Origin of the sequence: Solibacillus daqui (assembly GCF_028747805.1) — a bacterium.
Classification (GTDB): Bacteria; Bacillota; Bacilli; order Bacillales_A; family Planococcaceae; genus Solibacillus; species Solibacillus daqui.
The window spans coordinates 2,458,821-2,472,187 of the sequence record NZ_CP114887.1 but is presented as its reverse complement, the minus strand read 5'-3'; the positions used below and the strand labels follow the sequence as shown (position 1 = coordinate 2,472,187).

The window sequence follows — 13,367 nt, the reverse complement described above, 5'->3', positions numbered from 1 at the left end:
TTTACCGTTCATAACTCTGTAAAAGCTCCACATAGTAATTGTATCGAGGAGGTGAGTTATGAAGGCTAAATGGTCCATTGTTGTGATGCTTTTTTTAATCTGTATTCCATTACAAGTAAGTGCAAAACAGCTGATTCCAATGGGGCATTCCATTGGAGTACAGCTAGAAATGCCTTATGTCTATGTGTCGCATGACGTGTTGCTTGAGTCTGGTGAATGGTTAAAGCAAGGAGAACGAATCACAGAAATAAATGGAAAAACGATAGCGAACCTTGAACAATTATTTGATAATGAACAAGCACAAATAACGGTTGAAAATGCACAAAATTCACGGAAATTGGAAGTATCAAAGCAACAATTACAGCGTTTGCGACCATTTGTGAAAAATGCTACGGATGGTGTTGGTACATTAACTTATATCGACCCAAGTACATTAGAATACGGAGCGTTAGGACACCAAATAATTGATTCTGTTTTAAAGCAACCACCAACATTCAACAACGGAGCTATTTTTGAGGCATCCATCTCACAAGTGAAAAAAAGCATTCCCGGTCAACCAGGTTATAAAGTGTCCGTTGTTGATAAAGCGACAACACCATTAGGAACTGTTAATAGTAATGAATTATACGGAATTTTTGGGCGTTGGGAACAGCCTTTACAAGAAAGTTTGCATCAGCCGCTTGAAATTATGCATAAAGGTCAATTAAAGCAAGGAACAGCCCATTTATTGACGGCAATTGATGGTGAAAAAATTGAAGCATTCGACATTGAAATTGATGAAATTTCAGACACAACGTTTACGTTTCAAGTTTCAGACAAGCGATTAATACGCGAAACTGGAGGGATTATTCAAGGCATGAGTGGAAGTCCCATTATACAAAATAATCAATTTGTTGGTGCGATAACACATATGTTTGTCGAAGAACCGACGAAAGGCGCAGGAATCCTTGTTATCGAAATGCTGAAAAAAAGCCCCAATTAATAACTATTTGACTATACTTTGCTACAAAGTATAGTCTTTTTCTACTTTTTTAAATAAAATAGTACATAATGATAATTCGACAAATGTATTTCTATTAATTTCCATGTCGATTTGAAGAGAATTCGTATTACTAGATACTCATTTTTATAGATAGAAAAGGATTTTTTTTGATTATGTCGAAAACTCATTTAATGTCAAAACATAACAAAAATGACTAAAAAAATGTATGCAAATGTTTAGGCACAGGGTGGAAACAATGGCGAATCACTGCTTCTATCAATGTAAAATGTAAGAATAAATGCGAAAATGATAATTTTAAAGGGGGATTTTGTTTGACGAAGGTGAAGATTGCGATTGCTGATGATAATCGTGAATTAGTGAAAATGATGGAGATGTATTTTGCAAATCATCCACAGATTGAAGTTGTTGCCACTGCCGCTAATGGAAAAATGTGTATTAAAATGATAGAAGAGCATACTGTTGATGTTTTACTATTAGATATTATTATGCCGCATTTAGATGGTTTAGCTGTTCTGGAAGCAATGTATAATGATGATCGTCATGAGCGCACGCAAGTTATTATGCTGACAGCTTTTGGTCAAGAAGATGTGATGAAACAAGCTGTAAACTTCGGTGCCTCTTATTTTATGCTGAAGCCTTTTGAATTTGAGCAACTTGTACAAAAGATTTTACATTGTGCGAATAAAAAATTAGAGGTAGAAAAACGCCCACTTGATATAGTTTCGACTGGAACAAAAATCGATCAACGTCAACTTGATTCAACAATTACTTCAATTATTAAAGAAATTGGAGTTCCAGCACATATTAAAGGCTATGCTTACTTACGTGAAGCAATTCAAATGGTGTATTACGATATTGAACTATTAAGCTCTGTAACAAAAATTTTGTACCCAGAAATCGCTAAAAAATTCAATACTACATCCTCACGTGTCGAACGTGCGATTCGTCATGCCATTGAGGTCGCATGGAATCGGGGCAGCTATGAAAACATTTCAGAGTTGTTTGGCTATACCGTGCACCATATGAAGTCAAAACCGACCAATTCAGAATTCATCGCCATGATTGCGGATAAGATTCGTATTGAAATGGTTGCTAGTTAAGCGTTGGAGTGACTGGGTTTGTAAGAATCTTAAGATATGAATTCATTGCAACTATACCAACTAACCACTGAATTTATACAACTAATGTTAATTAATTTAAGTAAACTATGAAACACGTTCATTTACGGGTAAATCTCGTTCATGGAGGTGTTTTTTTGAATGAATTTGATATAGAGATTTATCGATTTATGTTGGATTGTTCTGCGAATGGATTGTCAGTTAAAACATTAAAATCTTATGAACAGACAATAAGGTTATTTGCTAAATGGATATTTGTTGAATTTGAAATCGATTCACCTAGACTGGTCAAGGCGGAACATTTAGGAAGTTACATGCCGTAGTTTGGGGGAACGTGAGAAATATGAATGGACTGTCAATGACAATGCCAATAACAATAAAAGACGATTATGGTAAGAACATATCCAATACAACAATAGCCAACTATACACGCAATATAAAGGTGTTTTTTGCGTATTTGTATCAAGAACAGGTGATTCGTACCAATCCAATGAAAAACGTCAAGAACGTGAAGCCAGAGCGTAAAATGAAGGTTATGCTAGAAGATAATGAATAGAAACGTTTTTTCCGTGCTCTTCTTCAACTAAAAAACTCCGTTAGTTTAAGTACAATTATTCACAATCTTTATTGTAATACCTATTGGTTTTTACGTTCGTTGAAAAGACGATAATATAACTTTTATAGTAAAATATTAGTATTTGGTAAAGGAGCCTCATTCATATGAATATTTTAATTTTTGGTGCAACTGGACGAGTTGGGAGTCAAATAGTTACTTATGCCCTTAATGAAAGTCATCATGTTACTGTATTAGTTCGCACTCCAGAGAAGATTCAAATAAGTAATGAAAATTTATCCATTATGGAAGGGGATGTCTTAATTAAAGATGATATCGTACGTGCAATGCATGGGATTGATATAGTTATTAGTGCATTAAACACTGACGGCACAACCACTCTATCAGAAAGTATGCCACTTATTATCGAATCAATGGAAAACGAAGGTATAAAACGAATAATAACTATAGGAACTGCAGGTATTCTGCAAAGTAGAACAACGCCAAGTTTTCTGCGTTATCAATCAAGTGAATCAAAACAGAAGTCAACCCGTGCAGCGAAAGAGCATCATAAAGTTTACGATATGCTCAAACAATCTAGCCTCGAATGGACGATTGTCTGTCCAACGTACTTGCCGGATGGAGCAAGGGTGGGCAAATATCGAATAGAACGAAATTTTTTGCCGGAGGGTGGGGCTGAAATATCCGTACTCGATACAGCAGAATTTACATTTAAACAGATAAAAGCAAGCGATTATATAAAATCACGTGTAGGTATCGCCTACTAATAATATTCGTATACTAATTTTATATTGGATTAACCCGTTTATTATAAAAGAAAATGGGATGCGGCAAAAATCCCCATCCTTCAACTAACGTTCTTTCTGCACCGTTAGTTGAATAAGTTGATCGATGTAATAATATCAAGGTATGAAAAGGTATCATACCTTGTTGTCAGGAAGAGAGACGGCAAAATGGTTAAATACGGTATGCAAGGGTATCAACGGTAGGGCGAGAGTTAGAAACGCAAATTCAAGCGTTAGAGAATGAACGTTACGATGTTATCTATAAGGAGCATTTTACTGGAACTAAAATGGATAGACCGTAATTCAACTAGTTATTGGCGAAGTTAGAGGCAGGCGACAAGTTAGTCGTAACGAAGCTAGACCGTATTGCCCGTTCAGCAACGACGGAAAGTGCGTGATCCTAAGCCCCATATTTTGACGGGCTCTTTCTACTGTCCAATAATTAAACGCAATATTTATTCATTCAGTGGTATATACAATGAATTTAATATTAACTTGAATTTATGTAATAAATAGGTTTGTGAATAATGTAATATATATAAGGGGGAATTTACATGGGATTATTCGATGGATTAATAGGAAATGCAAGCGAAGTAAATCTTAATAAATTAGAAGAAGAATTAAAGGATTTGCTAATTCCTAACGAAACAATAAAAAACGCTTATAAAGTTATAAGGGATACATTTATCTTTACTGATAAAAGACTAATATTGATCGATAAACAAGGGGTGACTGGAAAGAAAACCGAGTATCACTCAATACCATATAAAAGTATTCTACATTTTTCAGTTGAAACTGCCGGAACTTTTGATTTAGATGCAGAATTAAAAATTTGGGTGTCGGGTAGTGGGGTGCCTATACAAAAAAACTTTAATAAATCGACTAATATTTATAAAGTTCAAAGCGTATTAGCAGAATATGTTTTAGGATAGCGATTAAATTGAACGGTCAACATATTATTGTGTGGGTCGTTCTTTTTTGTGTTGTCAGACGAAATTCTAAATTCTAACGCATCGAGATTCGGTTAAGCGGATAGATGATGTTCGTGTGGAATCGTCTAGTAGGCGATATTAAAAACGCAAAACTGACATAGAAGGTTCTAAAATGTATAAATACATTTATGTGGTGTTACGATGGAAGTACGCAAAAAGCAGATAGTACGCTACGAAGGTATGCACCATATGAAGTCAAAACCGACCAATTCAGAGTTCATCGCCATGATTGCCGATAAAATTCGTATAGAAATGGTTGCGAGTTAACAACTTTTTTTGGAAATGATGTTTAAAAATGTATTGGAGGGGTATTATGACTTTAGTAAGATGATTTTTACTATTAGTTTTTACCTCCTTTTTTAGAATGGTATGATTACTCAATATTATTCTTTTAAGTGCCTCATTTTTTCGAGGCACTTTTTTTATTGGGATTTTTTCGATGTTCCTTTGAAATTCATCAAATTGTAACATATATATCATTTAATAAATATAGTTTATGGTTAAAATGATAGAAAAAGTGAGAATGATGAGTGCAATGAAAAAGTAGTGTTAATCGTTTACATACGCTCTCGAGTAGGCATTACCTTGTCAGCTGTTGTACCAAAATAACAAAAAAGTACTACTGTTATTCAGGCAAACTACAATGATCCAGTTAGTCAATGATATAAATTAGATTTACAAGAGTAGTGAGAGAATTGATACAACAGAATATTATTACTTTATACATTAAATTAAAACAGATAGTAAAGGGCTCCAAAAAGTAAATAATTTGATTTTGACCAAAGGAATTAACAATGAATTGTTAATTGACTCAATTTGATTAGATATATTGCTGATGAAGAAAACTTTTACTGCAATCGTGAGAGAAGACGAAAGTTACTTAATCAACATATCAGAAATATATCATTATTTATAGGACTATAAAATTATATTTTATTTTTAAATATTAGGGATTTAGTACTTAATTACCTATTACTTTTGTGGTATTTTTGTAATAGTGACAAAAAACAAGCTAGTTTCTCTGATATTTAGCTAAACAAAGTCCTAAAATTTGTATATACTATACTTTATGGGAGGGGATATGCGTGGCTATATTTGAGAATCAGTTTTTTGAAATCTTAGAAAAAGATGAGAAGGTTTATATAAAGACTAAAAAACCAGGCTTTATGTTAAAAGATTTTGATATGATTGTACGCCTTAATCCTCGCATTAAACTAACGAATTTTGCAGTACTGAAACAAGTATTAAATGAAATCACGCCGAATCCAGTAGAGATTGGGACATGGCTACCATCAGTTACATTAGAAGTTTCACGCGATAAAATGTCTGCTTCGTTATTTGTATATGAAACCTTGGACTATATTCGTTCAAATTCGCAATCATTCCAACAAACAGTATTAAGGTTATTAAAAGAAAATAATGTTATTCATGGAATTCAAGACATTAAATTTGAAACAATGGTTAGTGGGAAAGCAATATTAATTGCGCAGGGAACAGCACCCGTTAAAGGTGAAGACGCTAAGGTGACATACTTAGAAGTTCCTGAACGTAAACCAGTAATTCGCGAAGATGGTAAAGCAGACTATTATGATATGAACTTCATCTATGAAATTGAAGAAGGAGCATTGTTAGGGGAAAAAATCCATGCTAAACCGGGTATCCCGGGTAACAATGTTTATGGAGAGCTTGTAGCAGCACAACATGGCCGAGATGCATCGCTTAAATATGATCGTAAATCTGCATATGAAGTTGAAGAAGATGGAAAAACAGTAATACGATCTAAAATAAATGGTGTATTAGAGGAACATAGAGGCATGGTTAGTGTAAATCATCATTTACCAATAAATGGTGATGTCGGTGTTGAAACTGGTAATATTGATTTTAATGGTTCGATTTCAATTCGTGGTACAGTGCAAGCTGGGTTTTCAGTAATTGCAAAAGGAGATATATCGATTGAAGCCCCTGAAGGTGTTTCAGGAGCTAAATTGATTAAATCAATCGATGGGGATGTATTCATTCGTGGAGGTATTTTTGGCATAGGTGAAACACGAGTTGAAGCAGGTGGGAATATTTTCGTAAAACATGTGAACGATGCAAACTTAATTGCCGATGGAGATGTAAATATCGGATTTTATGCATTAGGTTCTAATATTCAAGCGCATTCGATATTAGTGGATGATCGAAAAGGCAAAATCATTGGTGGCAGAGCTATTGCAAAGAGTATAATTGTATCGGCAATTACAGGCAATCGCTTAGAGCGTAAGACAGAATTAATAATAAATAGTGTCAATAAAGCAGATGGTCTTGAATTAATTCAATCAAAGGCTGCACTATTAAAATCAATGCAAGAAGATATTTTACAGCTTGAATCACAAGTAAATCGTATTCTACCGATTGTAAATAATTTAACGAAGCCACAAATTGCTGCATTTGAACAAACAAAGCAAAAACTTTCGTCTAATAAAGAATCGGCAGCGAGTATAGACCGTGAGATTAAACAATTGATGAACGATTTACGTAGTGTAGGTAAAGAAGAAATAACTGTGACTAAGGAAGCGTATCCGGGAACATTCCTTCAAATTGGCAAAAAATCGACAGTGTTATCACGTAATACAAAAGGTCGATTCTTACTTGAATCTGGAGAGTTAAATGTATAATGAAAACGATTCCAGTTTTTGCACATCGTGGTGCATCACATGAATGTTTAGAGAATACTTTTGCAGCTTTTAAAAAAGCGCAAAGCTTGGGCGCAGATGGAATTGAATTAGATATCCAAGTTTCAAAGGATGGTATATTGGTAGTATTTCATGATTTGGATTTAAAAAGACTAGCGGGAAAAAAGCGGAAAGTATCTGATTGTTCCTTCGAAGAATTAAGAAGCTATAAATTAGGAAAGCGCTTTATTCGATTCTTTTCGAGTCATCACATTGAAGCGTTTCAAGATATTTTGGATTGGGCCAATGAACAGCAATTTCCTTTGAATATTGAGTTGAAACAGTCATTGCTAATGAATGAAGCTGCACTCCGTAAATTTTTAGTACCGATTCAAGTACCTAAGAACAGTCATTTTTCATCATTTCACGAAAGATTATTAATAATCGTTAAAGAAGTACGACCAGAAATGGAAACGGCTTATATTGTTACGAAAAAATTCGATTGGTCTTCGATGAGTGAACATCGATTCTTTGATACCATTCATGCACATAAAAAATTTTATAAACATGAATATTTGCAATATTTTAATGATGCAGAAATTGGAATACGCTTCTATGGAATAGTAGGAAATGAATCATTTTTGAAAAATCCACACCCAGCAGTTAGAGGTTGGATAACTGATTTTCCTGATAAAGTTCAAAGAGCACAATTAAAATAGCAAAAAGACGCTTATGGGGGTTCCATAGGCGTCTTTTTTTATGTATCTGATGTTGATGAAGCTAGTTGAAATTTATTTATTTTGCCAACGATCGGCAACTTTTCCGCGCTTGCGATCGCGATGAAGTAAAAATCCAGCAAAAAATAGAAATGAAACAGCAAAGAAAATAACTCCAACAACAAATTGAACCCAAATCCAAGGGAATGGTGAAATTAATATCCCGAAAAGTGTATCTCGCATAAACTTAATACCTGCAGCCATGAGTATGGCAGGTATTACAAGCACAATAAAAGCAGCCATTCTTGCCATGTACGTATCCCCTCCACTAAGTAAAACAACATTGATTTTACAATATCAATAATTACTGTCAATTGTATACATAAAAAAGTTGTAATTGAATAAGACAATATGACGAAACTGCGACAATTTATTTTATTAGAATAATTAATAATTAGGAAAATTAGATAATTGTAAGTTCGCAATCATAGGAATAACCGGTTGATTTTTCAGAATTTTCTAACTTGATTAAAATTGACGAATAATAGTTGCAACATTATGAATTTGAAAGTATTGTAAATTTAAAGACAAAAGTTATTCACATTTTAGTTTTTGTCGAACCTTAAGCAGAAAAAAATACAGAACACGAGAAAGTAAGCGCTTTCTTGATAAAGGAGTAGTGTGTTATGGAAATATTTAATTACATGAAAAAGTATGATTATGAACAACTAGTTTTTTGCCAAGACGAAGCTTCGGGTTTAAAGGCTATTATTGCAATTCATGATACAACATTAGGTCCAGCACTAGGTGGTTCACGCATGTGGACTTATGCTTCTGAAGAAGATGCTATTGAAGATGCACTTCGATTAGCTCGTGGAATGACATATAAAAATGCCGCCGCAGGTTTAAATTTAGGTGGCGGGAAAACCGTAATTATTGGTGATCCATTTAAAGATAAAAATGAAGAAATGTTTCGCGCATTAGGTCGTTTCATACAAGGACTAAACGGGCGTTACATTACAGCAGAAGATGTAGGTACTAGCGTTTCGGATATGGATTTAATTCATGAGGAAACCAATTATGTAACAGGGATTTCACCAGCATTTGGTAGCTCGGGTAATCCTTCACCAGTAACTGCATATGGTGTTTTCTTAGGGATGAAAGCAGCAGCAAAAGAAGCGTTTGGTGATGACAATTTAGGTGGACGAAAAGTTGCAGTACAAGGTCTTGGTAACGTTGCATATACATTATGTGAGTACTTACATAAAGAAGGTGCTCACTTGGTAGTGACAGACATCAACCAAGTCGCAATAGATCGAGTAGTTAACGATTTTGGTGCCATCGCCGTATTACCAAATGAAATTTATGAGCAAGATGTCGATATTTTTGCGCCATGTGCATTGGGTGCAATTATTAACGATACAACGATTCCTAAATTAAAAGCTAAAGTCATCGCTGGTTCGGCAAATAACCAATTAGCAGAATCAAAGCATGGAAAAGTTTTACATGAACTGGGTATAATATATGCACCGGATTATGTAATTAACGCGGGCGGAGTAATTAACGTGGCAGATGAATTATATGGCTACAATCGTGATCGAGCAATGAAACGTGTCGAAACGATTTATACGAGCTTAGAAAAGATTTTTGCCATTTCTAAAGAACAAGATATTCCAACGTACTTAGCAGCAAATCATTTAGCAGAAGAAAGAATTGCACGTGTTGCCAAAACACGTAGCACATTCTTAAAAAATGAAAAAAATATTTTAAATGGCCGCTAATTAAACGAAATTATTTTACAAGGGGTGTTGCACATGGCAAAGGAGTATGATGTTGTCATTTTAGGTGGAGGAACAGGTGGCTATGTAGCAGCAATCCGTGCCTCCCAGCTAGGTTTAAAAACGGCCATTGTCGAAAAAAATAAACTAGGTGGTACGTGTTTACATGCAGGTTGTATTCCAACAAAAGCTTTGCTACGTAGTGCCGAAGTATACGTGCAATCAAAAAAAGCACTTGATTTTGGTATAGAAGTACAAGGTGTAACACTACAGTTTAATCGTATTCAACAACGTAAAGAACTTGTTGTGAATCAGCTTTATAAAGGTGTGCAGCATCTTATGAAAAAGGGCAAAATTGATGTTTATGAGGGATATGGTCGAATTTTAGGACCGTCCATATTTTCACCAATGCCAGGTACGATTTCTGTAGAAATGACGGATGGCTCTGAAAACGAAATGCTTATACCGAATAATGTAATCATTGCTACTGGTTCAAGACCGCGCCATTTAGTAGGTTTAAAAGTTGATGGAAAAAAAGTATTAACGTCAGATGAGTTTTTAACACTAGAACAATTGCCGAAATCCGTAATCATTATTGGCGGTGGTGTTATCGGTGTTGAATGGGCTTCGATGCTCATAGATTTTGATGTTGACGTGACCGTTTTAGAAGTAGGAGATCGCTTAATTCCAACAGAGGATGAAGCCATCTCCGAAGAAATGTATAAGCAATTGACTAAGCGCGGCGTGAACATCCATTTTAATGTGCAGTTAGACCCATCAGCAATACAAGTAAATGAGCAAGTATCGATTCCGCTTGAAGACACTACAATTGAGGCACAAGCATTATTATTATCTGTTGGGCGTGTTGCGAATACCGAAAATATTGGAATTGAAAATACCGAAATTCAGGTAGATAATGGCTCGATTGTTGTGAATGACAATTTCCAAACTAAAGAGAGTCATATATACGCAATTGGTGATGTTATTGGTGGCATGCAACTAGCGCATGTTGCTTCACATGAAGGGATTCGTGCGGTTGAGCATATTGCAGGGGAGCAGTCAATGCCAATTAATTACGCAAATATTGCCCGTGGTGTATATAGTTCTCCTGAAGTAGCAAGCGTAGGCCTAACAGAAGCACAAGCACGTCAAAATGGCTTTAAAGTGAAAACTGCTACATTCCCATTTAAAGCAATCGGTAAAGCGATTGTTTACGGCGAATCAGAAGGCTTTATAAAAGTCATAGCTGATGAATCGTCAAATGATCTAGTTGGTGCCCATTTAATTGGACCACATGCCACGGATTTAATATCAGAAGCGGCACTTGGACTATTTTTAAATGCTTCACCGTGGGAAGTTGGACAAATGGTACATCTACATCCGAGTTTAAGTGAGGTTATTGGAGAAGCTGCTTTAGCAATTGAAGGTAAGGCAATTCATTTTTAACTTGATTCACGCAATTACGCCGAGGCGTAATTGATACAGAATAGATTGAATGTATTTTTTATGAGAAATCCATAGAGTACGCCATCTTTTCGTGCTATATGGCATCGTATGGATTTCTTTAAACTCGATTGGGGGTTTGTATTATGACAGAACAACAAATAACGCATGAACAGCTAGGGTTGACGAATGCAGACGTAATAAAAATGTATGAAACGATGCTTTTAGCACGACGAATTGATGAACGCATGTGGCTATTAAATCGCGCCGGGAAAATTCCATTTGTTATTTCGTGTCAAGGGCAAGAAGCAGCACAAGTTGGCGCGGCATTTGCATTAGATCATACAAAAGATTATATTGCACCGTATTACCGTGATATGGGGGTTGTCTTGCATTTTGGGATGACCGCACAGGATTTAATGTTATCGGCGTTTGCGAAAGCAGAAGACCCAAACTCAGGTGGACGCCAAATGCCGGGACATTTTGGACAAAAGAAAAACCGAATTATAACAGGTTCTTCTCCGGTAACGACGCAAGTTCCTCATGCAGTAGGTGTTGCACTAGCAGGAAAAATGCAAAAAAAAGATTTTATTACGTTTGTAACGCTTGGAGAAGGCTCATCTAATCAGGGAGATTTCCATGAGGGCGCTAACTTTGCTGGGGTTCATAAGCTTCCTGTAATTATAATGGTTGAGAATAACCAATATGCAATTTCTGTTCCAGTTGAGCGTCAATTAGGTTGTGCAAAGGTGTCTGATCGTGCAATTGGTTACGGTATGCCTGGCGTGACAGTAGACGGGAAAAATCCTTTAGAAGTATATAAAGTAGTGAAAGAGGCTGCTGATCGAGCACGAAATGGAGGTGGGCCGTCATTAATCGAAACGGTGAGCTATCGTTTGACAGCCCATTCCTCAGATGATGATGACCGCCAATATCGTACAGCGGAAGATATTGCAGAAGGGAAAGCAAAAGACCCAATTCTGCTTTTCGAAAGCTACCTGAAAGAACGGGGTGTAGTAGACGATTTATTAATTAAAGAATTAAATGACAACATAATGCAGCTTGTCAATGAAGCGACAGAGTATGCGGAAAATGCACCGTATGCCTTACCCGAATATGCACTTAAGTTTGTTTATGCGGAAGGAGAAGATGCGTAATGCCGGTAATTTCTTATATTGATGCAATTAATCTTGCAATGAAAGAAGAAATGGAACGAGATGACCGCGTCTTCGTCCTTGGTGAAGATGTTGGGGTAAAGGGTGGTGTATTTAAAGCGACAACTGGTTTGTACGATCAATTCGGCGAACAGCGTGTGCTAGATACTCCTCTTGCGGAAAGTGCGATTGCTGGTGTGGCAATTGGTGCGGCGATGTATGGTATGCGTCCAATTGCAGAAATGCAGTTTGCTGATTTTATCATGCCTGCCGTTAACCAAATTGTTTCTGAAGCGGCAAAAATCCGATATCGTTCAAACAATGATTGGAGCTGCCCGCTTGTTGTGCGTGCGCCTTTTGGTGGGGGAATTCATGGAGCCTTGTATCATTCGCAATCCGTTGAAGCGTTATTTGCGGGGACACCAGGTTTAAAAATCGTCATTCCATCAACACCTTATGATGCAAAAGGCTTATTAAAGGCAGCCATTCGCGATCCTGACCCAGTATTGTTTTTTGAGCATAAGCGGGCGTATCGTTTAATTAAAGGCGAGGTACCGACTGATGACTACACATTGCCGATTGGTAAAGCGGATGTGAAGCGTGAAGGTGATGATGTCACGGTCATTACGTATGGTTTAGCGGTTCATTTTGCGTTGCAGGCAGCAGATCGTTTGGCGAAGGATGGAATTGAAACGCATATTTTAGATTTACGTACAGTTTACCCGTTAGATAAAGAAGCAATTATTGAAGCTGCTAAGAAAACAGGGAAAATTTTATTGGTTACTGAAGATAATAAAGAGGGTAGCATCATGAGCGAGGTTGCAGCGATTATCGCCGAACATTGTTTATTTGATTTAGATGCGCCAATTCAACGTCTAGCAGGACCAGATGTACCAGCAATGCCATATGCACCAACAATGGAAAAATATTTTATGATTAATCCTGATAAAGTAGAACGTGTGCTCCGTGAATTAGCGGCGTTTTAACTTGCTTAAGCCTTCATTCTTCATTTTTATAAGGGTGAAGACTGCCCAAGTATGTCTTTTATTTGGCAGGGGTTTAAGCCTATGCTTAATGGAACGAAGGCTAAAAACGTCACGTCCTGTGACAACGCCTTCGTGATCAACCTCGTGTTGACCTTTGTTCCCGG

Annotated in this window: 15 protein-coding genes; 14 read left to right on the top strand and 1 reads right to left on the bottom strand. The window is 36.3% G+C overall.

What is annotated here, in order from left to right:
- The first annotated feature begins 58 nt into the window (after positions 1–58).
- From O7776_RS12005 to O7776_RS11960, 10 genes are all read left to right on the top strand, one after another.
- Positions 59–982: a SpoIVB peptidase S55 domain-containing protein gene (locus O7776_RS12005; protein ID WP_274307300.1), complete on the top strand. Its 924-nt coding sequence runs from the start codon at positions 59–61 to the stop codon at positions 980–982.
- A 332-nt stretch (positions 983–1,314) separates the two neighbouring features.
- On the top strand, positions 1,315–2,103 hold the full coding sequence (spo0A, locus tag O7776_RS12000; RefSeq protein ID WP_274307299.1) for a sporulation transcription factor Spo0A: 789 nt from the start codon (positions 1,315–1,317) through the stop codon (positions 2,101–2,103).
- Positions 2,104–2,258: 155 nt separating this feature from the next.
- Positions 2,259–2,444 carry a hypothetical protein gene (locus O7776_RS11995; RefSeq protein WP_274307298.1) on the top strand — a complete coding sequence of 62 codons (186 nt, stop codon included), beginning with the start codon at positions 2,259–2,261 and terminating at the stop codon, positions 2,442–2,444.
- 20 nt (positions 2,445–2,464) lie between these two features.
- Entirely contained in the window at positions 2,465–2,677 is a 213-nt protein-coding gene (locus O7776_RS11990; RefSeq protein ID WP_274307297.1) for a hypothetical protein, read from the top strand.
- 164 nt (positions 2,678–2,841) lie between these two features.
- The gene (locus O7776_RS11985; protein WP_274307296.1) at positions 2,842–3,462 is read left to right on the top strand and encodes an NAD(P)-dependent oxidoreductase; all 621 of its coding nucleotides are present in this window, start codon (positions 2,842–2,844) and stop codon (positions 3,460–3,462) included.
- A 194-nt stretch (positions 3,463–3,656) separates the two neighbouring features.
- Positions 3,657–3,782, top strand: coding sequence for a recombinase family protein (locus O7776_RS20370; protein WP_420802182.1), 126 nt, complete (start codon positions 3,657–3,659; stop codon positions 3,780–3,782).
- Between the two features lie 252 nt (positions 3,783–4,034).
- Positions 4,035–4,412, top strand: coding sequence for a PH domain-containing protein (locus tag O7776_RS11975; protein WP_274307295.1), 378 nt, complete (start codon positions 4,035–4,037; stop codon positions 4,410–4,412).
- Between the two features lie 201 nt (positions 4,413–4,613).
- The gene (locus tag O7776_RS11970) at positions 4,614–4,739 is read left to right on the top strand and encodes a hypothetical protein (protein WP_274307294.1); all 126 of its coding nucleotides are present in this window, start codon (positions 4,614–4,616) and stop codon (positions 4,737–4,739) included.
- A gap of 818 nt (positions 4,740–5,557) precedes the next feature.
- A complete protein-coding gene (locus tag O7776_RS11965) occupies positions 5,558–7,129 on the top strand; it encodes a flagellar assembly protein A (protein ID WP_274307293.1) in 1,572 nt (523 codons plus the stop codon).
- Positions 7,129–7,845 carry a glycerophosphodiester phosphodiesterase gene (locus O7776_RS11960; protein ID WP_274307292.1) on the top strand — a complete coding sequence of 239 codons (717 nt, stop codon included), beginning with the start codon at positions 7,129–7,131 and terminating at the stop codon, positions 7,843–7,845. The genes O7776_RS11965 and O7776_RS11960 overlap by 1 nt, the downstream gene beginning before the upstream one ends.
- 72 nt (positions 7,846–7,917) lie before the next feature.
- Here O7776_RS11960 and O7776_RS11955 read toward each other — a convergent pair whose 3' ends face one another.
- The gene (locus O7776_RS11955) at positions 7,918–8,154 is read right to left on the bottom strand and encodes a DUF2627 domain-containing protein (protein ID WP_241368933.1); all 237 of its coding nucleotides are present in this window, start codon (positions 8,152–8,154) and stop codon (positions 7,918–7,920) included.
- 374 nt (positions 8,155–8,528) lie between these two features.
- On the opposite strand from O7776_RS11955, the gene O7776_RS11950 reads away from it, so the two are divergent.
- The 4 genes from O7776_RS11950 (at position 8,529) to O7776_RS11935 (ending at position 13,203) form a co-directional block, all read left to right on the top strand.
- Positions 8,529–9,623 carry a Glu/Leu/Phe/Val family dehydrogenase gene (locus O7776_RS11950; RefSeq protein WP_274307291.1) on the top strand — a complete coding sequence of 365 codons (1,095 nt, stop codon included), beginning with the start codon at positions 8,529–8,531 and terminating at the stop codon, positions 9,621–9,623.
- Positions 9,624–9,656: 33 nt separating this feature from the next.
- Positions 9,657–11,066: a dihydrolipoyl dehydrogenase gene (gene lpdA, locus O7776_RS11945; RefSeq protein ID WP_274307290.1), complete on the top strand. Its 1,410-nt coding sequence runs from the start codon at positions 9,657–9,659 to the stop codon at positions 11,064–11,066.
- 143 nt (positions 11,067–11,209) lie between these two features.
- Positions 11,210–12,220 (top strand): thiamine pyrophosphate-dependent dehydrogenase E1 component subunit alpha, encoded by a 1,011-nt coding sequence (locus O7776_RS11940; RefSeq protein ID WP_274307289.1) that lies wholly within the window; start codon positions 11,210–11,212, stop codon positions 12,218–12,220.
- On the top strand, positions 12,220–13,203 hold the full coding sequence (locus O7776_RS11935) for an alpha-ketoacid dehydrogenase subunit beta (protein WP_274307288.1): 984 nt from the start codon (positions 12,220–12,222) through the stop codon (positions 13,201–13,203). Before O7776_RS11940 ends, O7776_RS11935 begins: the two co-directional genes overlap by 1 nt.
- Positions 13,204–13,367: the final 164 nt, after the last annotated feature.